The sequence below is a fragment of the Micromonospora sp. NPDC007220 genome (genome assembly GCF_040634035.1).
Taxonomy (GTDB): domain Bacteria; phylum Actinomycetota; class Actinomycetes; order Mycobacteriales; family Micromonosporaceae; genus Micromonospora; species Micromonospora reichwaldensis.
Map to the genome: position 1 here is coordinate 233,948 of NZ_JBEYEU010000003.1, position 24,140 is coordinate 258,087.

Here is a 24,140-nt window from a genome sequence, read left to right on the forward strand (position 1 = left end):
CCGACGTGGCGGCCGCCGCGCCCGGACACCGGGGAGAGCCATGGAGCTGTTCCGCAGACTCCGGATCCCGTGGGCGGAGCGGGCGAGCGCCCGCGCCGAGCACGACGCCGACGGGACCGGGGCGGGTCCCGTGCCGGCGGCCCGGCGCGCGGCCGAGCCGGTCGCCGCGCCGGCCAGCCTCGACCCGGCCGCCGTCCCGCGCTACTTCGGGCCGCTGCCGAACCAGGCCCGCAGCCCGCTGCCGGTGGTCGACGCCGACGGCTGCGTGCTGCCCGGCACCGGCATCCGCAAGTTCGTCGACGCGCTGCCCCGCCCCGGCGCGCTCGGCCGCACCGAGCTGGGCGCCCACCTGCCGGTGGCGGTACCGGACACCGTCAGCTATCCGGGCTGCGACTACTACGAGATCGGCCTGGAGCAGTACGCGCAGCGGCTGCACCGGGACCTGCCGGCGACCCGGCTGCGCGGCTACCGGCAGCTCAACCTCGGCACGGACGCCCACGGGCACAACACGGTCGCGCCGGCGGGGCGCCCCTGGCACCTCGGCCCGCTCATCCTGGCCCGGCGCGGCCGGCCGGTCCGGGTCAAGTTCATCAACCAGCTCCCCACCGGCCGCTCCGGCGAACTCTTCCTGCCGGTCGACCCGACCGTCGACGGCGCCGGGGCCGGCCCGCTCGACGGCCCGGCGCCCTACCCGCAGAACCGGGCGGTGCTGCGGCTGGCGGGCGCGCACACCGGCTGGACCAGCGCCGGCAACCCCTGGCAGTGGGTGACGCCGGCCGGGGAGATCACCCCCTACCCGACGGGGCCCGGCCTGACCCACGTGCCCGACATGCCGCCGCCCGGCGCGGGCGCCACCACGCTCTACTACCCGAACGAGCAGAGCGGGCGGCTGTGCTGGTTCCACGACAACACCGTCGGCCTGGCCCGGCTCACCGTCTACTCCGGCCAGGTCGCCCTCTACCTGCTCACCGACCCCGCCGAGGAGCGGCTCGTCGCCGACGAGGTGCTCCCCGCCGACCAGCTGCCCCTGGTGATCGAGGACAAGACGTTCGTGCCGGAGGACGCCCAGCTCGCCGGGGAGGACCCGACGTGGGACCGGGACCGCTGGGGCTCCCGGGGCAGCCTCTGGCACCCGCACGTCTACCAGCCCCGGCAGAACCCGCACCGGGCCGACGGGACGAACCCGACCGGCCGGTGGGACTACGGTCCGTGGTCGCGTACGGGCGACGACGCCGGGCAGCGGGAGCACGGCGGTACGCGGCACCGGGCGGACCCCGTGCCGAACCCGCACCACGACCCCGTCGCCGACCCCGACGAGCCGCCGCTCGCGCCCGGCGTCCCGCACCCCTCGGCGGTGCCGGACGCGTTCGGCGACACCGTGCTGGTCAACGGGATCGCGTACCCGTACCTGGAGGTCGAGCCGAGGACGTACCGGTTCCGGATCCTCAACGCCTGCCTGGACCGCGGCCTGAACCTCCAGCTCTACCGGGCTCGCTCCAACGGGCCGATGTGGGACCCGGACGGCGGGCTGGCCGACGCCGACGCCGGCGAGGTGCCGACGGTGGAGGCGGTACGCGCGCCGGAGCGGCCCGCCGGCTGGCCGACGGACGGGCGCGACGGCGGGGTCCCGGACCCGCGCGCCGCCGGCCCGGAGCTCGTCCAGATCGGCAACGAGTGCGGCCTGCTGCCCGCGCCGGTGGTGGTGCCGAACCGGCCGGTCAGCTACCGGTACGACCGGCGCGACCCGACCGTGCTCAACGTCGACGCGCACGCGCTGCTGCTCGCCCCGGGGGAGGCGGCCGACGTGCTTGTCGACTTCTCCACCGTCGCGCCCGGCGGCACGCTGATCCTCTACAACGACTGCCCGGCCCCGCTGCCCGGCTTCGACCCACGCGCCGACCACCACACCGGCGCCCCGGACCGCAGCGCCGAGGGCGGGGCGCCGCCGACCCGCCCCGGGTACGGTCCGAACACCCGCACCCTGCTCCAGTTCCGGGTCGCCGGCACCCCGGCGCCGCCGTACGACCTGGCGCGGCTGCGCGAGCGCCTGCCCGAGGCGTACGCGGCCAGCCAGCGCCCGCCGATCGTGCCGCAGCCGGCGTACGACGTGGCGTTCGGCACCCGGACCGCGCGCGACACGGTGGTCCCGGTGCACGCCGCGACGGTCAGCTTCGTCCCGGCCGGCTCCGCCGCCCCGGTGCTCCTGCCGCTGGAGGTCAAGGCGGTGCAGCAGGTCTTCGAACCGGACCACGGCCGGCTCGTCGGCCGGCTCGGCGTCGGGCACCCGCACGCCGGGCCGCTCTCCCCCACCGTCCTGCCGCTCGGGCCGACCGACCCGGCCACGGAGGTGCTGCACGTCAGCGATCCGGCCGTCGCGGTGGGCGGGCCCGGCGACGGCACCCAGCTCTGGCGGATCCGCGGCAACAGCCGGCAGACCCAGCCCGTGCGGTTCACCGGCTGCGACGTGCAGCTGGTCGGCCGGGTCGGCTGGGACGGCGCAACCCGGCCGCCGCACCCGGCGGAGCGGGGCTGGAAGCAGGTCGTCCGGGTCGACCCGCGCGAGGACGTGATCGTCGCGCTCCGGCCGGTCGCGCCGCCTCTGCCGTTCAAGATCGGCGACAGCGTACGGCTGCTCGACCCGCTACGGCCGGCGGGCGCCCGGACCGGCTCGACCCCGGTCAGCCCGGTCGACGGCCGACCCGCGGTCGTGGTGAACCAGCTCGTCAACCTCGGTTGGGAGTACCACTGGCACAGCCAGCTCGGTGGCCACCGGGACCAGGGCATGATCCGGCCGCTGGTGCTGCGGGTGTCGCCCCGGGCACCGACCGGGCTGACCGCGACCCCCGCCCCCGGCTCGGCCACCGCGCTGCCCGCGATCGCGCTGACCTGGACGGGCAACGGGAGCCGACCACCGGCCACCAGCCACCAGCTCCAGCGGGCCACCGACGCCGCCTTCACGGCGGGCCTCACGGCGATCACGGTGGCGGCCACGGCGACCCGCTACACCGACGCCAGCGTCATCCCCGGGGTGACCTACCACTACCGGATCCGGGCGGAGAACGCGGTGAGCTGCTCCACGTGGTCCAACAGCGTGCCGGCCTCGGTGCATCTCGCCGCGCCGGCCGGGCTGACCGCGGCGATCCCGCCGGCCGCGCCGCTGCGGATCGCGCTGCGCTGGGCCAACCGCTCCTTCGCGACCGGGATCGACGTGCAGCGGGCCACCAACCCGACGTTCAGCAGCGGGCCGGGCACCACCGCGATCGGCGTCGGCGACAACCATCTCGACATCGCCGTCGCCCCCGACACCACGTACTACTACCGGGTGCGGACCACCTATCTCGGCGCCTCGTCGGCCTGGTCGACGGTTGCCCGGGCGACCACCCCGCCGGCGCCGGGCCCGCCCACGGGGGTGACCGCCACCGCGACGGCACCCGGGCCGGACACGGCGACGGTGATCCTCGCCTGGGCGGCGAGCACGCCGGCCGCACCGGGCGCGGGGTTCATCGTGCAGCGGGCGCTGGACCCGGCGTTCGGCCTGGAGGTGGCGACCTTCACCGTCACCGGCCGGGGCTTCACCAACACCGGGCTGGCGCGCGGCGTCACCTACCACTACCGGATCCGGTCGTTCAACGTCGTCGGCAGCTCCCCGTTCACCGGCCCTGTCCCGGTGACCACACCCCCCTGACCCCCGCTCCCCCGCGGCCGTGTCCCCGCGCCGCGCCGCGTCGATCATGCAGTTGTGGTGGGGTGCAAAACGCCCGAACAGGTACCGAGCCGGCACCACAACTGCATGATCGACCGTGCAGGAGGGACGGGGCACTCGGAGGGGCGAGGCACTCGGAGGGGCGGGGCGGGGTCAGGGGGTGCGGAGGGGGGCGCCGACGCCGCGGAGCTCGGTCAGGGCCGTGGCGACGCCGTGCAGCAGGTCGGTCGCCTCGGTGAGCCGGGAGGCGGCCGGGTGCGCGGCGTCGGGGTGGGCTTCCCCGGCGACGTAGCCGGCAGCGGCCACGACGAGCCGCTCGTACGCGGTGACGCCCTGCTCCAGCTGCGCGGTCAGGGCCCGGTGCGCCTCGGCCAGCGGCGGCCGGGACTCGGCCGGGGCGAGCCGCAGGGTGCGCTCGACGCTGGCCACCCGGTCGGCCAGGTCCCGCAGCGACCGGTCTGCCTCGGCGGCCTCCAGCACGGCCGGCGAGGCGAGCCCCGTGAGCCGGCCGGTCATCCCGGCGAGGGTCAGGGCGGCCCGGTCCAGCCGGGCCCACGGCTCGGCGGCGCTGGTGCCGCGCAGCGCCACCCGGGAGCGCACCCGGCGGACCTCGGCCAGCACGCCGGGGCCGACGGGGAGCCGCTCCACGGCGGCCACCAGCTTGGCGCGCGACCGGGCGGCGGCCTCGGCCGGGTCGAGCGGCGGCGGCGCCGGCTGGGCCGCCAGCGCCCGCAGGTCGATCCAGCGCCAGGCGGCGAGCACCAGCGCGCCGCCCGCCCCGGCCGCCCAGGCCGCGTCGGGCAGCCCGAGCCCGGCGTACGGGGTCAGCACGGCGGCGGCGCCGCCCAGGCCGCCGGCCGTGACGCTCCACCGGCGTGCGGAACCCCGCAACCGACTCAGGCGCCGGAAGTACCGCGTGCGCTCGTCTGCCACCTCTGCCTCCTCGAACCGGCCGCTCAGCCGGCGGCGGTGGTGTCTCCGGTGCCACGTTCCCGGCCCATGCTGGCCCGGATCTCGTTCAGCCGGGCGGCGGCCGCCGGGTCGGCGGCCGGCGCGGCGGGCTGGGCCTGCTCCGCGGCCGGTCGTTCCTGCTTGCCGCCGAGCTGCTCGCCGGCCATGCTCGACCGGATCTGCTCCAGGCGGGACGAGCCGGCCGAGTCCAGGGTCGACTTCTGGATCTCCAGCATGCGGCCCTCGACGGAGTTGCCGGCCAGCTCGGCGCGGCCCATCGCCGTGGCGTACCGCTGCTCGATGCGGTCGCGCACTTCGTCGAGCGAGGGCGTGTTGGCGGGGGCGGTCAGCGACGACATCGACTCCAGCGAGCGGGCCACGCTCTCCTGCATCTTGGCCTGCTCCAGCTGGCTGAGCAGCTTGGTGCGCTCGGCGAGCTTCTGCTGGAGGATCATCGAGTTGTTCTCGACCGCCCGGCGGGCCTGGGCGGCGGCGGCGAGCGCCTGGTCGTGCAGGGTCTTGAGGTCCTCCGTGGCCTGCTCGGCCGAGACCAGCTGGGTCGCCAGGACCTGTGCGGACTGCTCGTAGCGGCCGGCCTCGGCCTCGTCGCCGCGGGCGCGGGCCTGGTCGGCGAGGACCAGGGCCTGGCGGGCGTTGGCCTGCAACCGCTCGACCTCGGTCATCTGACGGGACAGCTTCATCTCCAGCTGCCGCTGGTTGCCGATCACGGCGGCGGCCTGCTGGACCAGCGCCTGGTGCTGGCGCTGGGCCTCCTCGATGGCCTGCTGGATCTGCACCTTCGGATCGGCGTGCTCGTCGATCCTGGCGCCGAAGAGCGCCATCAGGTACTTCCACCCCTTGACGAACGGGTTCGCCATCTTTGCGTTGTCCCCTCAGTAGCGTCGCTCCGCCTGGACCGCGCCGGGTACTCCCGGCCGGCTCCGGCGCGGCAGTGGCTCCATCGTCCCAGCCGGACGCCACCGGGGCATCCGTACCGGCGAGCGAAGCGAGCGCCGACGCCGTCCGCGATCAAGGGTACGCGGCGGCGTCGAGGGCGACCACGTGGTGAGGAAGAGGGAGTGGATCAGGCGGCGCAGACCACGTCGCGCTCGCTGCCCCTGACCCGGGAGCTGCGCAGGGTGGCCTTGAGCGGGGAGTCCTGGCGGACCTGGACGGCGACAGTGCCGTCCGAGCTGACCTGGTGGACGCCCCGACCCGTGCTCCTGCGGACGGTGACGGGCGCGGCCGGCTCGTCCTGCACCGGCACCAGCACGCCGGGCATCTGCTCGGCGAGGGCGACGGTGTCGCTGACCTCGCGCAGCAGCTCGGACAGGCGCGCACCGAGGGCGTCGCAGATCGCGGCCAGCAGCTCGCTGGAGGGCTCCTTCTGGCCGCGTTCGATCTCGGAGAGGTAGCCGAGGCTGACGTTGGCGGCGGAGGAGACCTCGCGCAGGGTGCGGTGCTGCCCCTGCCGGCGCGCCCGCAGTGCGTCACCGATCACGCGGCGTAGCAGGACCATTCGCACCTCCCCCTGAGGGACACCACTCTTCCAGGCGGCCCGTCCGGCACGTCGAGCCGGACCGGTCGTCGGAGCCTTCCCGCAACCGTACCCGTTGCGGGCCCCCACGACATCCCACCCCGCCCCTCGGATCCTGGGAAGGGGGTCAGCGGCGGCCCGCGCCGGCCGCGTCGGTCCGCCCGCCGTCGGCCCCGGTTGCCCGGCTGTCGGACCCCGCCGCCCCGGCGGCGTCGGTCTGGTGGATCCGCGCGGCGAGCAGCCGCAACGCCTCGACGACCGCGGCCGAGCGGACGTGGTCGCGACCGCCGTCCAGGTCGAGCTGCCGGACCTCGGTGCCGGACGGCCCTGCCACGGCGACGTAGACCAGCCCGACCGGCTTGCCGTCCTGCGGTTCGGGACCGGCCACCCCGGTGGTGGCCAGGCCCCAGTCGGCTCCGCAGCGGCGCCGTCCGCCCTCGGCGAGGGCCACCGCCACGTCCGGGTCGACCGGCCCCCGGTCGGCCAGCAGATCCTCGGGTACGTCGGCGAGCAGCGACTTGAGCTCGGTGGCGTAGACCACCAGGCCGCCCCGGTAGATGCCGCTCACCCCGGCGATCTCCACGATCGAGGCGGCCAGCAGGCCGCCCGTGAGCGACTCGACGGTGGCCAGGGTCTCGTGCCGTTCCGAGAGGCTGTGCACCACGCCGGCCGCCGGGCTGCCGGCCGGCCGCGTTCCGTCAGCGTCACTGTCCATGTCCCGGATCCTTTCCCCGCCCCGCCGGCCCTACTCATCCTTCCCGACGGGCGCGGCTCCGGGCGGGAGAGGGCGGGGCCGGGGCGGGAGAGGACGGGCGGTACGGGCGCCGGGTCAGGCGGCGGGGCGGCGCAGCCGGAGGGCCTGCGCGACGTAGTCGAAGCCGGTGACCAGCGTGACGCCGACCGCGGCGGCCATGATCCACGGGCCGACGGCGGCGAGCACGGCCGGCATGGGCCACAGGTACCACGTGATGGCCAGGATCTGGAGCGCAGTCTTGATCTTGCCGCCCCGGCTGGCCGCGATCACGCCGTGGCGGATCACCCAGAAGCGCAGCGCGGTGATGCCCAGCTCGCGGACGAGGATCACGGCGGTCACCCACCAGGGCAGCTGGTCGTACCAGGAGAGCAGCAGCAGCGCCGCACCGGTGAGGGCCTTGTCCGCGATCGGGTCGGCGACCTTGCCCACCGAGGTGACCAGGGCGAACCGGCGGGCGATCCAGCCGTCGACCAGGTCGGTCGCCGAGGCGACGGCGAAGATCAGGCAGGCGACCATCCGCCAGCCGGCGTGGTCCATGGCGGAGGCGACCACGGACGCCGCGAAGACCGGCACCAGGACCAGCCGCAGCGCGGTGAGCGCGTTGGCCGCGTTCATCACCGGTACGCCGGCCACCACCGGCGCGGGCGTCGATTCCGTCGCCCCGGTCACCGCCGCGCCCCGCTCCGGCGGCCGTGGCGTACCTGGCACCCCACCACGTGGCTCCCCCGCTCCGTCCGGGCCCGCCGTCACCGTGTTGCGCCGGGCGCCGCCGAGATCATCTCATCCGGGACCGCCACCAGGTCCACTCCCTCGGTGCTGGTCACCGTCGCCCGCACCAGGTCGCCGGGGCGCAACGCGGCCAGGTCCACCCCGCCGTCGGCCGGGGCGACGAGGGTGGTCGAGCCGTCGACCTCGGGGGCCTGGTGGGCCGCCCGCCCCTCGACCACGCCGTCGTCGACCGAGTCGACCAGCACCTCGACCGTGGAGCCCAGGCGTTCCTCGGCGCGCTGCGAGCAGAGCTCGTCGGCGAGCGCGCTGAGCTTGTCGTAGCGACGCTTGACGGTGGCGGCGGAGACCTTGCCGGGCAGCCCGGCGGCCTCGGTGCCGTCCTCGTCGCTGTAGTCGAACACGCCGATCGCGTCGAGCCGCGCCTCGGTCAGGAACCGGACCAGCTCCTGGTAGTCGCCGCGCGTCTCGCCCGGGAAGCCGACGATGAAGTTGCTCCGTGCGCCCGCAGCCGGGGCCAGCGCGCGGGCGCTCGCCAGCAGCTCCAGGAACCGCTCGGTGGAGCCGAAACGGCGCATCCGGCGCAGCACCGGCTCGCTGGAGTGCTGGAACGACAGGTCGAAGTAGGGCGCCACGCCGGGCGTGGTGGCGATCGCCTCGACCAGGCCGGGCCGGGTCTCGGCCGGCTGGAGGTAGCTCGCCCGTACCCGGACGATGCCGTCGATCGCGGCGAGCTGGGGCAGCAGCTTCTCCAGCGCCCGGGGGTCGCCCAGGTCCTTGCCGTAGGAGGTCGAGTTCTCGCTGACCAGCACCAGCTCGCGGACGCCGGTCTTGGCCAGCCACTCCGCCTCGGCGAGCAGCTCGTCCGGCGTACGGGAGACGAAGGCGCCGCGGAAGGCGGGGATGGCGCAGAACGCGCAGCGCCGGTCGCAGCCGCTGGCCAGCTTGAGCGAGGCGACCGGGCCGGTGTCGAGCCGGTGGCGCAGCACCTGGCGCAGGTGGGCCGGGGTGTGCTCGTCGGTCTCGGTGACGCCCCGGACCGGGGTGCCGTGGCCGGGCAGCGACACCCCGCTGTCCCGCCGGGAGACAGGGGTGAGGGGCAGCAGCTCGCGCCGGTCGCGCGGGGTGTGCGCGCCGATCCGCTCGCCGGCCACCACCGCGTCCAGCCGGGCGGCGATGTCCGGGTAGTCGTCGAAGCTCAGCACCGCCTGCGCCTCGGGGAGGCTGTCGGCCAGCTCGCGGCCGTACCGCTCGGCCATGCAGCCGGCGGCGACCACCTTGGCGCCGGTGTCGGCGGCGGCAAGCAGGGTCTGGATGGAGTCCTGCTTCGCCTTCTCCACGAAGCCGCACGTGTTCACGACCACCACGTCGGCGCCCTCGCCGTCGGTGGTGACCTGCCAGCCGTCGGCGTGCAGCCGGGCGGCCAGCTCCTCCGAGTCGACCTCGTTGCGGGCACAGCCCAGGGTCAGCAGGGCGACACGGCGGCCGTCGGCGGGGGAAGGGGAGGTGGCAGACACCATCCGAGGGTACCGGGCGGGCGGCCGGCCGCCGCCAACGGCGGGTCGCCGCGCGCTCCCGGTGGCCACGACCGGCTCAGACCGCCGCCGCGCCCACCCCGACCAGCCGGTCGAGCAGGAAGACCTCCGTGCCAGCCAGGCCGGTCGAGCAGAAGACCGACACCTGGTCCGCGCCGGTCCGGCCGGGGACGGCGCCGGCCAGCACCGCGCCCAGGTCGCGCAACCGCCCGGCGTACGCGGGCAGCGTCGCCAGCATCGGCGGGTCGTACGCGGCCGCCTGCGCCGGCGAGTCGGTGACCAGCAGGTCGGCGGCGTCCAGCAGGTCGGTGCCGAACTCGTGCCGGTCGACCTGCTTGAAGCCGACCGTGTTCACGTGGGTGCCGGGGGCCAGGTCGGCGGCGTCGAGCACGGGGCCGACGGCGGTGGTGGCGAGCACCACGACGTCGCGGTCCCGGACGGCGGCCCGCGCCGAGTCCACCGCCCGCGCCGGCACGCCCAGCTCGGCGCGGACCCGGGCGGCGAACGACTCCCGCCGGGCGACGGAGCGGCTGTGCACGGTGACCTCGCGCAGCGGGCGGACGGCGGCGGCGGCCCAGACCTGGGTCCACGCCTGCCCGCCGGAGCCGATCACGCCCAGGGTGGCGGCGTCCGGCCGGGCCAGGGCGTCCACGGCGACCCCGCCGAGCCCGCCGGTACGCCGGGAGCCCAGCTCCTCGCCGACCGCCACCGCCCGGACCGCCCCGGTGCGCCCGTCGTGCAGCACGACCACCTGCTCGCTCTCCGGGTGCCCGAACGTGTCGTACGAGCGGTAGCCGTACCACTCGCCGGTGAGGTGGCCGGCGGTGAGCACCATCCGTCCCCCGCCCAGCGGCGCGGCGGCCCGGGGCGGGGACACCAGGCGGCCGGCGTACGCGGCGAGCAGGGCGTCCCGCATCGCGGCGACCGTGGTGGGGGCGTCCAGCGCGGCGGCGACCTCGGGATCGGAGAAGAGCAGCGGCATACCCCGATACTGCAAGTTGAAGCGAGGTTCACGTCAACCCGTGGTGGCCCGGCTCACCCCGGAAGCCGCCCGGCCGGTGCTACCGTCGGTCGTGGCGGCCCGAGGTCGCCCCGGACGAGTGGTGGGCGTACCCGGTCAGGCCAAGACGCCCCGCGTGTGTGTACCGAACCCACTCCTCCCGGCCCGCTGGTCCGGGCGCCTACGCAGAGGTGATCTTCCATGGCCTGGATCGTGCTGGTGGTCTCCGGACTTCTCGAGACCGCGTGGGCGATCGCCCTCGACCGCAGCGCTGGCTTCACCCGGCTCGTCCCGTCGCTGGTCTTCGTGGTGACCCTGGTGCTCAGCATGGCCGGTCTGGCGTACGCGCTGCGCGAGATCCCGGTCGGCACCGGCTACGTCGTCTGGGTCGGCATCGGGGCGGTCGGCACCGCCCTGGTCGGGATGCTCGCGCTGAACGAGCCGGCCAGCCTGCCCCGGATAGCCTGCCTGCTGCTGGTGGTCGCCGGCGTCGTCGGCCTGAAGGTCTTCCACTGACCGGCGTCCACAGGGGCGAGGCGTGACGGACGACCACAGTGGGTAGAGCTGTGCCTGGCACCGGAAAGGCTCTCACCCACGGAGGCAGACATGGCCAACATGCACTCGACCGCCCGCCCGCGCACCAACGCCGCCCGCATCTGCACCATCGTGGGCTTCGTGTTCGCGGTCCTCGCGCTCCTGCTCAACCCGCTCATCTTCGGCGTGATCGGGCTGGTCCTGGGCATCGTCGGCGCCGTGCTCGGCGACAAGCCGCTCGGCTGGTACGCCGCCGCCGCCAACGTGGCCGCCATCGTGGTCAGCATGCTGATCATCAACGCCCTCGTCAACAACTGACCCCGCCGCTCCCCCAGCGGAGACCGGGCCCGCCGGCGTGCCGGCGGGCCCGTCGCATGTCCGGCCGGCGGCCCGTCGCGTGTCTGGCCGGAGTCCTAGTCCTCGCCGCCGCGCAGGCCGACCAGGACCTCCTCCAGCTCGTCCGGCTTGACCAGCACGTCGCGGGCCTTGGACCCCTCCGACGGGCCGACCACGCCCCGGGTCTCCATCAGGTCCATCAGCCGCCCCGCCTTGGCGAAGCCGACTCGCAGCTTGCGCTGGAGCATCGAGGTCGAGCCGAACTGCGAGGTGACCACCAGCTCGACCGCCTGCACCAGCAGGTCGAGGTCGTCGCCGATCTCCTCGTCGATCTTCTTCTTGCCGGCGTCCGGCGCGACGAGCACGTCCGGGCGGAACTCCGGCTCGCGCTGGTCCTTGCAGAACTTCACCACGTCGGCGATCTCGCGCTCGGTCACCCAGGCGCCCTGGATCCGGATCGGCTTCGAGGCGCCCATCGGCAGGAACAGGCCGTCGCCGCGGCCCAGCAGCTTCTCCGCGCCCGGCTGGTCGAGAATGACCCGCGAGTCGGCCAGCGAGGAGGTGGCGAACGCCAGGCGGGACGGCACGTTGGCCTTGATCAGGCCGGTGACCACGTCGACCGACGGGCGTTGGGTGGCCAGCACCAGGTGGATGCCGGCCGCGCGGGCGAGCTGGGTGATCCGGACGACCGAGTCCTCCACGTCGCGCGGGGCGACCATCATCAGGTCGGCCAGCTCGTCCACGATCACCAGCAGGTACGGGTACGGGCGCATCTCCCGCTCGCTGCCCGGCGGCGCCTTGATCTCGCCGTTGCGCACCTTGCGGTTGAAGTCGTCGATGTGCCGGACCCCGTTGGCGGCGAGGTCGTCGTAGCGCATGTCCATCTCGCGGACGACCCACTCCAGCGAGTCGGCCGCCTTCTTCGCGTTGGTCACGATCGGGGTGACCAGGTGCGGGATGCCCTCGTAGCCCGTCATCTCGACCCGCTTCGGGTCGATCAGCAGCAGCCGCACCTCGTCCGGCGTGGCCCGGGTGAGGATGGACACCAGCAGCGAGTTCAGGCAGGACGACTTGCCCGCGCCCGTCGCGCCGGCGATCAGGATGTGCGGCATCTTGGCGAGGTTGGCCACCACGTAGCCGCCCTCGATGTCCTTGCCGAGCGCCACCACCATCGGATGGTGGTCGCTGGTGGCGGCCCGCGACCGCAGCACGTCGCCGAGCGCCACGTTCTCCGGGTCGGTGTTCGGGATCTCCACCCCGACCGCGCTCTTGCCCGGGATCGGGCTGAGGATCCGCACGTCCGGCGACTTCACCGCGTACGCGATGTTGCGGGAGAGCTGGGTGATCCGCTCGACCTTGACGCCCGGGCCCAGCTCCACCTCGTAGCGGGTGACGGTCGGCCCGCGGGTGAACCCGGTGACGGCCGCGTCCACACCGAACTGCTCGAAGACGCCGGTGAGCGCGACGATCACCTCGTCGTTGGCCTTGCTCCGGGACTTCGGGGCCGCGCCACTGCCGAGGATGTTCGCCGGCGGCAGCGTGTAGTCGCCCGCCAGCCCGGTCAGCGCGAGCTGCTCGGCCCGCGTCGGGGCGGGCGAGTGCTCCGGCGGCTCCGCCGGCTTGCGGGTGGCCGGAACCCGGCCCGGGGGCTTGCGGGGCAGCACCAGGGTCTCCTGGAGGTCCACCCCGTCGAGGTCGTCGTCGAACTCCGCCGGGTCGGGCGGCGGCGGGGCCGCCCGCTTCGCCGGGCGCTTACGGGGCGCCGGCCGGGCGGGCTCCTCGGCCGTCTCCTCCTCCACCACCGGCGGGGCGATCCGGGTGCCGAACAGCAGGCCGAGCCGCTCCGGGACCTTGTTGATCGGGGTCGCGGTGACCACCAGCAGGCCGAAGACCAGCAGCAGGATCAGCAGCGGCACGGCCACCCAGGCGGTGACCGCCCGCTCCATCAGGCTGCCGACGCCGGCGCCGACCAGGCCGCCGGCGAAGTCGCGCTGGCCCGCGTCGGCCGGGTCCTGTCCGATGTGCAGCATCGCGGCGGTGGCGACCAGCATCGAGGTCCAGCCGACCAGGCCCCGGCCGCGGTGCTCGGGATCGACGGGCTCGCGCATCAGCCGCCAGGCGCCGATCATCAGCAGTACCGGCACCACGACCGAGATCGCCCCGAGGAAGAGGCGGAAGGTGTCGGCCAGCCGCGCGCCCACCGGGCCGGCGCCGGAGAACCAGAGGGCCACCGCGCTGAGCAGGGCGATTCCGAAGACCAGCAGGCCCGCGCCGTCGCGGCGCTGCTCCGGGTCGAGCCCCCGGGCGGAGCCGGCCTGCCGGAACGCCCAGCCGAGACCGTGCGCCATCCCCATCCACAGTGCGCGGACCGCCTGCCCGACCATCGGGCCCGGGCCGGACCGGGCCGCCGGCCGCCGCCGGGGTGCCGCCCGGCCGGCCTTCTTCGCCGGCTGACGGGCACGACTGTTCGTGGTGCCACGCGGCGACGCGCCGCGCCGCCGGCTCGCCTGAGAGGTACGGCCCGCCATAGCATCAACCTAATGGCGTGACCCGGCAGATCGCCGCCTTTCCGGGTCGTGTCCGCGTGTCGCAGCGCGGGCCCCGCCGCGTCACGTGATATCTGCCTCAGAAGGGTTGCCCCCATGGCATCGCCGGGAACCGAGGACGGTCGGGACGGTCACCTGGCCGGGCACCCGGGGACGCTGGAACCGCTGACCGGCGAGCTGATCGCCGCCGTGCTGCACAGCCGGGGATACCGGGTCCAGGCCGACGCCGACGGCGACCTGGTCGGCCGCTGGGACGACAGCCTGATCTGGTTCCTGCGCCCCGGCGCCAACGGGGAACTGCTCCAGGTCCGCACCCTGACCGCGCCGGCGTTCCCCATCGAGTACGTGCCGGCGCTGCACGCCTTCTGCAACGCGTGGAACCACGACCGGCTCTGGCCGAAGGCCTTCGTGCACGTCGAGGACGACGGGCGGGCCCGGATCTGCGGCGAGGTCATCACCGACCTGGAACGCGGCGTCACCGCGCACCAGCTCGACCAGCTGCTCGACTGCGGCATCGCCACCGGCTGCCAGCTCGCCACCGAGGTGGCCCGGCTGCCCGGCGGGGTGGTGGCGTGACGGGCCGCGGCGGTGACCTGGCCGGTCGCGGCCTCGACCCGTTCGGGCTGCCCGGCTGGTGGAGCGGGCTGCGGCGCGGGGGCCGGGGGTCCGACCCCGCGCTGGCCGAAGCGCTCGCCGACGCCCGCGACACCCCCGACGGCGAGGCCCGCAGCACCGAGCTGGAACGGATCGCCGCGCACGCCGACGCCACGGGTGACGACCGGACGGCGCTGGCGGCCAGGTTCGCGCTCATCGAGGCGTACCTCCTGCACGGGCAGCGGTGGCGGCTGGTCGAGCCGGTGCGCCGCTGCCTCGCCACGGTGGAGCGCCGCCCCGACCTGCTGGCCGAAGACCAGGCCGAGCCGCTGCGACGCTACCGGCGCTACGCGGTCGAGGCCCTGCTCGGCTCGCCCCGGGTCGGGCTGGACCAGGCCCGGTCCATGCTGGACGACCTCGCCGCGCGCGCCGCCGACGACCCGGCGGTGGTCGCCGAGCTGCGCTGCCGCATCGCCGACCACCTCGGCGACGAGCCCACCGCCCGGCGGTGGTACGACCGCTGGTCGACGGCCGATCCGGGGCCGGTCGGCGGCTGCCCGGACTGCGCGGCGGCCCGACGGGCGGAACTGCTCGCCGGCTGGGGCGACCACCGGGCCGCGCTGACCGCCCTGCCCGACTCCCCACACGGCGACGTCGACTGCACCGAGCAGCCGGAGCGGACGCTGGTCGCCGGGCTGCTGTCCTGGCTGCGGACCGGCCAGCCGGAGCGGGCGGCCGAGGCGCACGTGCGGGCGTACCGGCGGCACCGGCGGGAGCGGGCCGCCTTCCCGCTGCTCGCGACGCACCTGCGGTGGTGCGCGCTGGCCGGGCACCCCGCCCGGGGCGTCGACGTCCTCGCCGAGCAGCTGCCCCGGCTGGACCGGCCGCACGACGACCTGTCCGCGATGGAGTTCGCCGCCGCCGGTGCGCTGGTCTGCGCCCTCGCCGTGGAGGCGGGGCTCGGCGGGCGGACGGTGCACCGCCCGGCGTACGGGGTGCGGCCGGCCGCCGAGCTCGACGTGGCCACGCTGGGCGCCACCCTGCTCGGGGTGGCCACCGCGCTGGCCGGCAGCTTCGACGCCCGCAACGGCACCGGCCACCAGTCCGGCCGGATCGCGTCCTGGCTGGCCGAACGGCCGGCCGCCGCACCGGTGCCCCTGCCGCCCGACGACGACGCCGACGACGCCGACGACCCGCCCGACGACGTCCTGCCGGACGGGGAGCCACGCCCGCTGAGCCTGGCGATGATCACCGCCGAGCTGGACCGGCGCGGGGACCGGTACGCGGTGGACGACCGTGGCGCCGTCACGGGCCGGTGGGGCGAGGCGCTGATCCAGTTCCGGCGCGCCGGCGAGCGGGGCGAGATCCTCCAGGCCCGGTCCGTGGCGAACCGCCGGCTGCCGGCTGACCGGCTCGCGGAGGCGTACGCCTTCTGCAACGCCTGGAACCACGACCGGCTGTTGCCGAAGGCGTACGTGCACGAGCGGGAGGGCGAGCTGCTGCTGGCCGGTCACGTCGCCACCGACCTGGCGCACGGGGTGGCCCCGGCCCAGCTCACGGTCCTGCTCGACGCGGCCGTGGACACCGCCGTCGCGTACGCCGAGGCGGTCGCCGCCCTGCCCTGACTGCCGGGCCGGGCGGCGGCTCACCGGTGAGGTCCGAAACCCGCCGGACGATCTCCTGCCGCCCTGCTGGACTGGCACCATGACGACGACGCACCACCAGCGCACCGCCCTGCTCCTGCACTCCCTGCACCGCCCCGGCGCCCCGCTCGTCCTGCCCAACGCCTGGGACGTGGCGAGCGCCCGGATCGTGGCCGACTGCGGCGCGGCGGCGGTCGCCACCACCAGCGCCGGCGTCTCGTGGAGCCTGGGCGTCCCGGACGGGGACGAACTGGACCGCGAGCGCGCCCTGGCGGTGGTCGCCCGGGTCGCCGCCGCCGTCACCGTCCCGGTCACCGCGGACATCGAGAGCGGGTACGCCGCCGACCCGGCCGGGGTCGCCCACACCGTGACCGGCGTGCTGGCCGCCGGCGCGGTCGGCGTGAACATCGAGGACGCCGCGCCGGCCGGGACGTCCCCGCTGCGCCCGGTCGACGAGCAGTGCGCCCGGATCCGGGCCGCCCGGGAGGCGGCGGACGCGGCGGGGGTGCGGCTCTTCGTCAACGCCCGCACCGACGTGTTCCTGCGGGCGGTGGGCGACCCGGCGGAACGGCTGGCGGAGACGCTCCGCCGCGCGGTCGCGTACCGGGCGGCGGGCGCGGACGGGATCTTCGTGCCGGGCGTGGCCGACGCCGAGACCATCGGCGCGCTGGTCGCCGGCATCGAGGGGCCGGTCAACGTGCTCACCGGGCCGGGTGGGCTTCCCGTCGCCACGCTGGCGGGGCTTGGCGTGGCCCGGGTCAGCCTCGGCTCGGCGCTCGCCGAGGCCGCGTACGGGCTGGTCCGCCGGGCCGCCACGGAGGCGCTGCGCTCCGGGTCGTACGACTCGCTGGCCGGCGCGATGGGCTACGGCGAGTTGAACGCGCTGCTGGCCTGACGCGGGCCGGCCGGCGACTCGCCGGCCTGCTCGACACGACCGTGGACGCGGCCGACGGGTACGCCGAGCCGCCCTGACGGGCTTCCGACACCGTGCAACCGGAGGCTGGTCCGGGTGGTCTCTCCATCACCGACACCGAGTCTCGGGAGTTCACGATGACGCATCCGTTCCGCGCCGGCGCCGTGGCGGCCACCGCCCTGCTGGCCCCCGCCCTGTTGGCGCTGGTCGCCCCCGCCCCGCCCGCGTCGGCACACGACCCCACACCCACCCCGACCACGACCACGGCCGCCGAGCCGACCATCGTCGCCCGGCCGGATCTGGTCTTCCTCAGCGGCGACCCGTGGCACCCGGCGGGGCCCCTGGAGGTCTCCGTCAGCAACGTCGGAAAGGCGGCGGCGAAGGGCTTCTTCGTCCTGCGTCTGCCGGCCGGGCTGACCGTGACCTCGGGTGGCGACTGCCGCGGCGCCGGGTCGCCCCAGACCTGGGTCTGCGGTGGCACGCAGGTGCCGGCCGGTGGTCGGCAGGTGTACCGGCTGGCGCTGAGGGCGACGGCGGCCGAGCCGGTCTTCGGCGTGAGCAGCTGGGGATCCGTCGCCGGCCGGGACGCCGCCGGTGGCACGGAGGGCCCCACCGACTTCCGCGTCAACTGGCCGGACCGGACGTCGCTGCGGCTGCGGGCCACCGCCAGCCCGGTCGTCGACGCGTCGATGGGGGTGACGGCCCGGGTACGCAACACCGGCACCTTCACTCTCGGCGGCTACTCGCTGAACCTCGTCCCCCCGAAGGGTGTGCAGGTGATCTGGCCGCTGTGCTCGGACAGCGGTCGGATGGCCGGCAAGGGCTGCGAGATCATCCGGTCCGGCGAGCTGAAGGCGGGCGCCACGGACACGGTGCACATCCGCCTCGCGGTCAGCGAGAGGGCGGGGAGCATCCGCCTGTATCTCGCGCCCACCAACCGGTACACCAACAAGGACACCTCGGTCACCGTGCCCGTGCCAGGCGGCACGGGGGGCGGCGCCCCGACGACTCCGCCGGCGGCGACGCCGAGCGTCACGTCCACGCCGAGCGCCACGTCGGCTCCGAGCGCCACGTCGGCTCCGAGCGCCACGTCGGCTCCGGCGACGCCCGCCGGGGATGGGGCCGGGCTGCCCCGCACCGGTCCGGCCGGCACCACGTACGCCCTGTTCGGTGCGGCGCTGCTGGCCCTCGGGGCCGGCCTGCTGCTGCTGCGCCGCCGGCTCGGCCGCCGCTGAGTTCCGCTGGCCGGGGCCGGTCCTCCGGATGGGCTCCGGGTCGGTCGCCGACGTGCACGGGGATGTCGGCGGCCGGCCGGTCGCGGTGCCGCAGGGGTGCGCCCCCGGACCGGCCCGCCACACGGCGACGCCCGCCGGCACACGGGGTGCGGGCGGGCGTCGCGGCGGCGCGGGGTCAGACCTCGACGACGGTGGGGACGATCATGGGCCGACGGCGGTACGCGTCGTTCACCCACCGTCCCACGGTGCGCCGGACGATCTGCTGGAGCTGGTGCGGATCGGTGATGCCGTCGGAGGCCGCCCGGTTCAGGGCCTCGGTGACCAGCGGGATCACCGGGTTGAACGCCTCCGGGTCCTCGGAGAAGCCCTTCGCCGACAGGGTCGGGCCGCCCACCACCTTGCCGGTGACCGAGTCGACCACCACGGTGGTGGCGATGAATCCGCCGTCGCCGAGGATCCGGCGCTCGGTGAGCAGCGACTCGCTGACGTCGCCGACGGCGAGGCCGTCGACGTAGACGTAGCGGCTCTTCACGTGACCGACCAGGCTGGCCCGGCCCTCGACGAGGTCGACGACGTCGCCGTCCTCGCAGAGCACCACCCGGTCGGCGGCGACGCCGGACTCGATGCCGAGCCGGGCGTGCGCGCGCAGGTGCCGCCACTCGCCGTGCACCGGCATCAGGTTGCTCGGGCGGACCACGTTGAGCAGGTAGAGCAGCTCGCCGGCGGGGGCGTGGCCCGAGACGTGCACCTTGGCCACGTCCTTGTGCACCACCACGGCGCCGGCCCGGGCCAGTCGGTTGATCACCCGGTAGACCGAGGTCTCGTTGCCGGGCACCAGCGAGGAGGCGAGCACCACGGTGTCGCCGGGGGCGATGGTGATGTGCCGGTGGTCGCCGCTGGCCATCCGCCCCAGGGCGCTCATCGGCTCGCCCTGCGAACCGGTGGACATCAGCACGATCTGCTCGGGCGGCAGGGTCGTCGCCTCTTCCAGCCCGACGACCAGCCCGGCCGGGATGTTGAGCAGCCCGAGGTCGCGAGCGATGCCCATGTTGCGGACCATGGACCGGCCGATCAGGGCGACCTTGCGGCCGTGCTCGCCCGCGGAGTCGAACACCTGCTGCACCCGGTGCACGTGCGAGGCGAACGACGCGACGATGATCCGCCCCTTGGCCTTCGCGAAGATCGAGTCGAGCACCGGCCCGATCTCCCGCTCGGGCGTGACGAAGCCGGGGATCTCCGCGTTGGTGGAGTCCGAGAGCAGCAGGTCCACGCCCTCGGCGCCGAGCCGGGCGAACCCGGCCAGGTCGGTGATCCGACCGTCCAACGGGAGCTGGTCCATCTTGAAGTCGCCGGTGTGCAGCACCAGGCCGGCCGGCGTGCGGATGGCCACCGCGAGCGCGTCGGGGATCGAGTGGTTGACCGCGAAGAACTCGCACTCGAACGGGCCGAGCCGCTCCCGGCCGCCCTCCCGCACGGTCAGCGTGTAGGGCTGGATCCGCCGCTCGGCGAGCTTCGCCTCGACCAGGGCGAGGGTGAACTGGGAGCCGACCAGCGGAATGTCGGGCTTGTGCGCGAGCAGGTAGGGAACCGCGCCGATGTGGTCCTCGTGGCCGTGGGTCAGCACGATCGCCTGGACGTCGTCGAGCCGGTCCAGGATCGGACCGAAGTCGGGCAGGATCAGGTCGACCCCGGGCTGCTCCACGTCGGGGAAGAGCACCCCGCAGTCGACCACCAGCAGCTTGCCGTCGTACTCGAAGACGGTCATGTTGCGACCGATGGCACCGAGCCCGCCGAGCGGGATGATCCGCAGCCCACCCTCCGGCAGCGGCGGGGGAAGTTCCGCATCGATGTGCGCCTCGGTCACGCGTCCACCTCATTCTGCGACGCCGTCACTCGGCGTCCGTCGTGTCGTTCGATCATTCGGGCAGCTCCAGGCCCGCCGCCGCGCAGTCCGCGCGGAGTTGGGCGATCTCGTCGTCGGTCGCGTCGACCATCGGCGCGCGCACCGGCCCGGCGGGCTTCCCGGCGGCCACCAGGCCCGCCTTCACCAGGATCACGCCCTGGGTACGGAAGATGCCGGTGAACAGCGGCAGCAGCCGCCGGTGCAGGCTCAACGCGGTGGCGGTGTCCCCCGCGTCGTACGCCTCGATCATCTGCTTGGTCAGCGCGCCCGTGAAGTGGGTCGAGGTGCCGACCACGCCCACGCCGCCCACGGCCAGCGAGGGCAGGGTGAGCGAGTCCTCGCCGCTGTAGAAGGCGAGGTTCGTCCGGCTGGTGACCCAGCTCGTGGCGGTCAGGTCGCCCTTGGCGTCCTTCACCGCGACGATCCGGGCGTGTTCGGCCAGGCGCACCATCGTCTCGGTGTCGATCGGCACGCCCGCCCGGTGCGGGATGTCGTAGAGCATCACCGGCAGCCCGGTGGCGTCCGCGACGGCGGTGAAGTGCCGCAGCAGGCCGCTCTGCGGCGGCTTGTTGTAGTAGGGCGTGACCACGAGCAGGCCGTGCGCGCCCGCCTTCTCGGCGGCCGTGGAGAGCTCGATGGTGTGCCGGGTGTCGTTGGTGCCGACCCCGGCCACGACCTTGGCGCGGTCACCGACGGCTCCCACCACGGCCCGGATCAGCTGTTCCTTCTCGGCCTCGGTGGTGGTCGGCGACTCGCCGGTGGTGCCGTTGACCACCAGCGCGTCGTTGCCCTGCTCGTCGACCAGGTAGCTGGCGAGCCGCGCGGCGCCGTCGAGGTCGAGCGAGCCGTCGGCGGTGAACGGGGTCACCATGGCCGTGAGGACTCGCCCGAAGGGGCGGGACACCGCCCGGGCGGACGTGTCAGGGTGGTCGTGCGTCATGCCACCAACCTAGCGGACGACCACCGGCGCCCCGCCGGGGAAGCCCTCAGGACAGCTCGGCGTGCGGGCTCGCCGCGACCTCGGTGCCGTCGGGCAGGGCCGAGATGACGAAGTCGGCGAAGACGTTCGGGGCGACGCCCTGGAGCTGCCGCAGGCACTCCACCGCCAGCTCACGGATCTCCACGTCGGCGTGCTCGGTCGCGCGCATGGCGATGAAGTGCCGCCAGGCCCGGTAGTTGCCGGTAACTACGATGCGCGTCTCGGTGGCGTTGGGCAGCACCGCGCGGGCCGCCTGGCGGGCCTGCTTGCGCCGCAGTGTGGCGTTCTCCACGTCGGCGAAGCGCCGTTCCAGCCCCTCCAGCAGCTCGTTGTACGCGCGCACGCTCGCCTCGGCCGCCTCCACGAACTTCTTGTGCAGCTCCGGGTCGTCGGCGATCACCGAGGGCTCGACCATGGCGGCGTCGCGCTCCGGCACGTACCGCTGGGAGAGCTGGGAGTACGAGAAGTGCCGGTGCCGGATCAGCTCGTGGGTGAACGAGCGGGAGACCCCGCTGAAGTAGAAGCTGACCGAGCCGTGCTCCAGCACGCTCAGGTGGCCGACCTCCAGGATGTGCGCGAGGTAGCCGGCGTTGGTGGCGGTGGCCGGGTTCGGCTTCTTCCAGCTCTGGTAGCAGGCCCGGCCGGCGAACTCCGCGAGGGCCTGGCCGCCCTCGGCGTCGGTCGACCACGGCACGTCGTCGGGGGCCTCGAAGTGCGTCCACGCGACGAGCTTGACCTGGGGCTGCACCATCTCCGGCATTCCTGGGACTGTAGTGGCGTGGCCCCGGCCCGCCCAAGCCAGGCTCGCCCGGTGCAACGTCGATCACGGTGCAATGTCGATGACGGTGCACTGTCGATCACCCGGCTGAGCTGTCGATCACGCGGCCGGGTGATCGAACACGCGGGGCGCGCATCGTTCCGCTGTCGGACGCCGGGCCTGGCGCACGGCCGGCCGGCGTCCCCTCCCGCGCGCTGTCGAGCTGAATCGTTCACGACATCGGCGAGCAGCGACGAGTCGTGGAAACGCCGGGCCGACCGCGGGCGCTCGGGAGCGACCTCGGTCGGACGCCCCGCCGCCGGCAAGCCCGACCGAGTGCGGCCTCAGCGCGCACCACGACCGGCCACACCCGCCGCCAATCGGCCCGACCGCAGAGCGAAGGGCCTTGGCGGCGTGATGTCGTAAACGACTCAGCTCGACAGGACGCACACCCCGAGACGGCTGAGGCGTCCCGGCCTCCTACGGTGACGCCCGGCGCGGCCGGCGACGCAGGCAGGGCGAGCGGCCGGCGACGCGGGCAGGGCGGCCGGCTGGGCTCAGACGTAGAGGGAGGTGAAGGGTGCCCAGGGCAGGTTGCGCAGGATCGTGAAGGCCAGCCAGGCAGCCAGGAAGACGCCGATCACCCGGGAGCTGATCCGCAGCTCGGGCAGGCGCCAGCCGAACGCCTGCCGGCCCGCCCACGCGACGAAGAGATAGGCCAGGAAGGGCAGCGCGAAGACGAAGAGGAAGTGGTGCCGGGCGGCGGCCGGCAGGTCGGCGTGCAGCACGTACCAGAGCGCGCGGGTGCCGCCGCAGCCCGGGCAGTCCAGCCCCGTGGTGAGCTTGAGCAGGCAGGTCGGCGCGGCGTCGGGCGCCGAGCGGGTGGGGTCGCTGATCAGCGCGTAGCCGATGCCGGCGGCGACACAGCCGAGCGCGGCCAGCGGCACCGCCCAGCGCGGGGAGCGCTCGTAGAGGCGGACGACGAAGCGGGTGAGCCGGTCCGGCTCGGCGACGGGGTAGGCCGCCGCCCCCGGATAGGGCGAACCCGGATAGGCCGCCCCGGGGTAGGGCTGATCCGGATGGGGCGCACCCGGGTGGGGCGGATAGGGCGGACCCGGGTGGGGCGGCGCCTGGTCCGTGGGCCGCCCGTCGGCCGGTGCGGCCGGGCCCGCCTGGGGCGGGGCGTCGAGCCCACCCGTCTGCGGATGCGGCGGGAAGGCCGGTCCGTCAACGCTCGTCACGTCGCTCACCGTACACCGGCCACGCCCGCCAGCGCCGCGGCCAGCGGGGCGGCCAGGTCGCCGGCGGCGGGCGGAGCCACCGCGTCCAGGCCCAGCCAGCCGGCGAGGCGGTGCAGCTCGGCGGCCAGCGCCAGCGCGGTCTCGCCCCGGTCGACGCCCGGCTCGCCCCAGGCAGCCGGCACCAGCAGCACACGGGCCTTCCGGTCGGCCTTCAGGTCGACCCGGGCGGTGAACCGCTCCCCCTGCAGGAACGGCAGCACGTAGTAGCCGTGCACCCGCTGCGGCGCCGGCACGTAGATCTCGATGCGGTAGCTGAAGTCGAAGAGCCGCTCGGTGCGGGCCCGCTCCCAGACCACCGGGTCGAACGGGCTGACCAGGGTGTTGCCGCGCACCCAGCGGGGCAGCCGCGCCCCGGCGTGCAGCCAGGCGGGCCGCCGCCAGCCCTGCACGGCGACCGGCAGCAACTCGCCCGCCTCGACCAGTTCGGCGATGGCCTGCCGGGCCCCCGCCACCGGCAGCCGGAAGTAGTCGCGCAGCTCCGGCTCCGCGGCCACCCCGAGCGACCGCGCGGCGATGCCCACCAGCGCGCGGTGGGCCTCCGCGTCGGTCGGCGTCGGCGCGTCGAGCACGGCGGCCGGCAGCACCCGCTCCGGCAGGTCGTAGCGGCGCGCGAACGACGTGGTGCGGTCGGCGGCCGTCACCTCCCCCGCCCAGAACAGGAACTCCAGCGCCCGCTTGACCGCCGACCAGTTCCACCCCCAGTTGCCGGTCTCCCGGGGCGCGTCGTGCTCGATCTCGGCGGCCGTGAGCGGCCCCCGGGCGGCCACCTCGTCGCGGACCCAGGCGACCAGGTCGGGCTGCTCCTGGGCGATCCGCCGCATCCCGCCCCAGGACTCCGAGCGGGCCCGGGCCATCCGCCAGCGCAGCGCCGGATGCAGCCCGACGGGCACCAGCGACGCCTCGTGGCCCCAGTATTCGAACAGCTCCCGCGGGCGGCGGTAGGCGGCGTCGTCGAGCAACGCGGTCGGGTAGGGCCCGAGCCGGCTGTAGAGCGGCAGGTAGTGCGCCCGTTGCAGCACGTTCACCGAGTCCATCTGGATCAGCCCGACCCGGTCGAGCACCCGACGCAGGTGCCGGCGGGTGGGCACGCCCGTGGGCGCGGGATCGGCGAAGCCCTGGGCGGCGAGCGCCACCCGACGTGCCTGGGCGAGCGAGAGCGATTCCGGTGCGGCCATCGTCGGGACCCTAATCCA

20 protein-coding genes and 1 riboswitch are annotated in these 24,140 nt (G+C 75.1%); of the genes, 7 read left to right on the forward strand and 13 right to left on the reverse strand.

The features are described 5' to 3' along the window. The first annotated feature begins 40 nt into the window (after window positions 1–40). Entirely contained in the window at window positions 41–3,685 is a 3,645-nt protein-coding gene (locus ABZ573_RS09430) for a hypothetical protein (RefSeq protein WP_358117068.1), read from the forward strand. 171 nt (window positions 3,686–3,856) lie between these two features. Here ABZ573_RS09430 and ABZ573_RS09435 read toward each other — a convergent pair whose 3' ends face one another. The 7 genes from ABZ573_RS09435 to ABZ573_RS09465 form a co-directional block, all read right to left on the reverse strand. Further along, window positions 3,857–4,636, reverse strand: coding sequence for a hypothetical protein (locus ABZ573_RS09435; protein ID WP_327030832.1), 780 nt, complete (start codon window positions 4,634–4,636; stop codon window positions 3,857–3,859). 23 nt (window positions 4,637–4,659) lie between these two features. Continuing rightward, window positions 4,660–5,532, reverse strand: a complete 873-nt coding sequence (locus ABZ573_RS09440; RefSeq protein ID WP_327030831.1) for a PspA/IM30 family protein — start codon at window positions 5,530–5,532, stop codon at window positions 4,660–4,662. 206 nt (window positions 5,533–5,738) lie between these two features. Continuing rightward, the gene (locus tag ABZ573_RS09445) at window positions 5,739–6,173 is read right to left on the reverse strand and encodes a helix-turn-helix transcriptional regulator (RefSeq protein ID WP_151457765.1); all 435 of its coding nucleotides are present in this window, start codon (window positions 6,171–6,173) and stop codon (window positions 5,739–5,741) included. 145 nt (window positions 6,174–6,318) lie between these two features. Further along, entirely contained in the window at window positions 6,319–6,906 is a 588-nt protein-coding gene (locus tag ABZ573_RS09450) for a CinA family protein (protein WP_151457871.1), read from the reverse strand. A gap of 114 nt (window positions 6,907–7,020) precedes the next feature. Further along, window positions 7,021–7,614, reverse strand: a complete 594-nt coding sequence (gene pgsA / locus ABZ573_RS09455) for a CDP-diacylglycerol--glycerol-3-phosphate 3-phosphatidyltransferase (RefSeq protein WP_192581643.1) — start codon at window positions 7,612–7,614, stop codon at window positions 7,021–7,023. 77 nt (window positions 7,615–7,691) lie between these two features. Then, window positions 7,692–9,191 (reverse strand): 30S ribosomal protein S12 methylthiotransferase RimO, encoded by a 1,500-nt coding sequence (gene rimO, locus ABZ573_RS09460; RefSeq protein WP_327030829.1) that lies wholly within the window; start codon window positions 9,189–9,191, stop codon window positions 7,692–7,694. 73 nt (window positions 9,192–9,264) lie between these two features. After that, window positions 9,265–10,188 carry an ornithine cyclodeaminase family protein gene (locus ABZ573_RS09465; protein ID WP_327030828.1) on the reverse strand — a complete coding sequence of 308 codons (924 nt, stop codon included), beginning with the start codon at window positions 10,186–10,188 and terminating at the stop codon, window positions 9,265–9,267. A gap of 89 nt (window positions 10,189–10,277) precedes the next feature. Continuing rightward, window positions 10,278–10,343, forward strand: a riboswitch (guanidine-III (ykkC-III) riboswitch). Window positions 10,344–10,407: 64 nt separating this feature from the next. Between ABZ573_RS09465 and ABZ573_RS09470 the strand changes: the two genes are divergently transcribed. Further along, a complete protein-coding gene (locus ABZ573_RS09470; protein ID WP_132232868.1) occupies window positions 10,408–10,722 on the forward strand; it encodes an SMR family transporter in 315 nt (104 codons plus the stop codon). A 90-nt stretch (window positions 10,723–10,812) separates the two neighbouring features. After that, window positions 10,813–11,058, forward strand: a complete 246-nt coding sequence (locus ABZ573_RS09475) for a hypothetical protein (protein WP_151457196.1) — start codon at window positions 10,813–10,815, stop codon at window positions 11,056–11,058. A 95-nt stretch (window positions 11,059–11,153) separates the two neighbouring features. Here the strand turns inward: ABZ573_RS09475 and ABZ573_RS09480 are convergent, their stop codons facing one another. Further along, window positions 11,154–13,604 carry a DNA translocase FtsK gene (locus ABZ573_RS09480; RefSeq protein WP_151457195.1) on the reverse strand — a complete coding sequence of 817 codons (2,451 nt, stop codon included), beginning with the start codon at window positions 13,602–13,604 and terminating at the stop codon, window positions 11,154–11,156. A gap of 114 nt (window positions 13,605–13,718) precedes the next feature. On the opposite strand from ABZ573_RS09480, the gene ABZ573_RS09485 reads away from it, so the two are divergent. The 4 genes from ABZ573_RS09485 (at window position 13,719) to ABZ573_RS09500 (ending at window position 18,007) form a co-directional block, all read left to right on the forward strand. Continuing rightward, window positions 13,719–14,198, forward strand: a complete 480-nt coding sequence (locus tag ABZ573_RS09485; protein ID WP_151457194.1) for a YbjN domain-containing protein — start codon at window positions 13,719–13,721, stop codon at window positions 14,196–14,198. Further along, a complete protein-coding gene (locus ABZ573_RS09490) occupies window positions 14,195–15,841 on the forward strand; it encodes a YbjN domain-containing protein (RefSeq protein WP_358117077.1) in 1,647 nt (548 codons plus the stop codon). Before ABZ573_RS09485 ends, ABZ573_RS09490 begins: the two co-directional genes overlap by 4 nt. Before the next feature lie 79 nt (window positions 15,842–15,920). After that, on the forward strand, window positions 15,921–16,754 hold the full coding sequence (locus ABZ573_RS09495; RefSeq protein WP_358117080.1) for an isocitrate lyase/phosphoenolpyruvate mutase family protein: 834 nt from the start codon (window positions 15,921–15,923) through the stop codon (window positions 16,752–16,754). A 155-nt stretch (window positions 16,755–16,909) separates the two neighbouring features. Then, a complete protein-coding gene (locus tag ABZ573_RS09500) occupies window positions 16,910–18,007 on the forward strand; it encodes an LPXTG cell wall anchor domain-containing protein (RefSeq protein ID WP_358117082.1) in 1,098 nt (365 codons plus the stop codon). A 175-nt stretch (window positions 18,008–18,182) separates the two neighbouring features. Here ABZ573_RS09500 and ABZ573_RS09505 read toward each other — a convergent pair whose 3' ends face one another. The 5 genes from ABZ573_RS09505 to ABZ573_RS09525 all read right to left on the reverse strand — a co-directional run bounded on the left by ABZ573_RS09505 (window position 18,183) and on the right by ABZ573_RS09525 (window position 24,122). After that, a complete protein-coding gene (locus tag ABZ573_RS09505) occupies window positions 18,183–19,871 on the reverse strand; it encodes a ribonuclease J (RefSeq protein ID WP_151457406.1) in 1,689 nt (562 codons plus the stop codon). Between the two features lie 52 nt (window positions 19,872–19,923). Then, on the reverse strand, window positions 19,924–20,850 hold the full coding sequence (dapA, locus tag ABZ573_RS09510; protein WP_358117085.1) for a 4-hydroxy-tetrahydrodipicolinate synthase: 927 nt from the start codon (window positions 20,848–20,850) through the stop codon (window positions 19,924–19,926). Between the two features lie 46 nt (window positions 20,851–20,896). Continuing rightward, window positions 20,897–21,640, reverse strand: coding sequence for an FAD-dependent thymidylate synthase (gene thyX, locus ABZ573_RS09515; protein WP_151457408.1), 744 nt, complete (start codon window positions 21,638–21,640; stop codon window positions 20,897–20,899). Window positions 21,641–22,203: 563 nt separating this feature from the next. Beyond that, entirely contained in the window at window positions 22,204–22,887 is a 684-nt protein-coding gene (locus tag ABZ573_RS09520; protein WP_358117088.1) for a DUF2752 domain-containing protein, read from the reverse strand. Between the two features lie 5 nt (window positions 22,888–22,892). Continuing rightward, window positions 22,893–24,122, reverse strand: a complete 1,230-nt coding sequence (locus ABZ573_RS09525) for a crosslink repair DNA glycosylase YcaQ family protein (protein WP_151454656.1) — start codon at window positions 24,120–24,122, stop codon at window positions 22,893–22,895. Between the last annotated feature and the right edge of the window lie 18 nt (window positions 24,123–24,140).

Excerpts from the sequence above, each read along its gene's own strand:
- ABZ573_RS09495 (WP_358117080.1), top strand. The coding sequence starts at position 15,921 with ATGACGACGACGCACCACCAGCGCACCGCCCTGCTCCTGCACTCCCTG.
- rimO (WP_327030829.1), bottom strand. The coding sequence starts at position 9,191 with ATGGTGTCTGCCACCTCCCCTTCCCCCGCCGACGGCCGCCGTGTCGCC.
- ABZ573_RS09475 (WP_151457196.1), top strand. The coding sequence starts at position 10,813 with ATGGCCAACATGCACTCGACCGCCCGCCCGCGCACCAACGCCGCCCGC.
- ABZ573_RS09500 (WP_358117082.1), top strand. The coding sequence starts at position 16,910 with ATGACGCATCCGTTCCGCGCCGGCGCCGTGGCGGCCACCGCCCTGCTG.
- ABZ573_RS09525 (WP_151454656.1), bottom strand. The coding sequence starts at position 24,122 with ATGGCCGCACCGGAATCGCTCTCGCTCGCCCAGGCACGTCGGGTGGCG.
- ABZ573_RS09445 (WP_151457765.1), bottom strand. The coding sequence starts at position 6,173 with ATGGTCCTGCTACGCCGCGTGATCGGTGACGCACTGCGGGCGCGCCGG.
- dapA (WP_358117085.1), bottom strand. The coding sequence starts at position 20,850 with ATGACGCACGACCACCCTGACACGTCCGCCCGGGCGGTGTCCCGCCCC.
- ABZ573_RS09465 (WP_327030828.1), bottom strand. The coding sequence starts at position 10,188 with ATGCCGCTGCTCTTCTCCGATCCCGAGGTCGCCGCCGCGCTGGACGCC.
- ABZ573_RS09485 (WP_151457194.1), top strand. The coding sequence starts at position 13,719 with ATGGCATCGCCGGGAACCGAGGACGGTCGGGACGGTCACCTGGCCGGG.
- thyX (WP_151457408.1), bottom strand. The coding sequence starts at position 21,640 with ATGGTGCAGCCCCAGGTCAAGCTCGTCGCGTGGACGCACTTCGAGGCC.
- ABZ573_RS09430 (WP_358117068.1), top strand. The coding sequence starts at position 41 with ATGGAGCTGTTCCGCAGACTCCGGATCCCGTGGGCGGAGCGGGCGAGC.
- ABZ573_RS09470 (WP_132232868.1), top strand. The coding sequence starts at position 10,408 with ATGGCCTGGATCGTGCTGGTGGTCTCCGGACTTCTCGAGACCGCGTGG.
- ABZ573_RS09450 (WP_151457871.1), bottom strand. The coding sequence starts at position 6,906 with ATGGACAGTGACGCTGACGGAACGCGGCCGGCCGGCAGCCCGGCGGCC.
- ABZ573_RS09480 (WP_151457195.1), bottom strand. The coding sequence starts at position 13,604 with ATGGCGGGCCGTACCTCTCAGGCGAGCCGGCGGCGCGGCGCGTCGCCG.
- ABZ573_RS09440 (WP_327030831.1), bottom strand. The coding sequence starts at position 5,532 with ATGGCGAACCCGTTCGTCAAGGGGTGGAAGTACCTGATGGCGCTCTTC.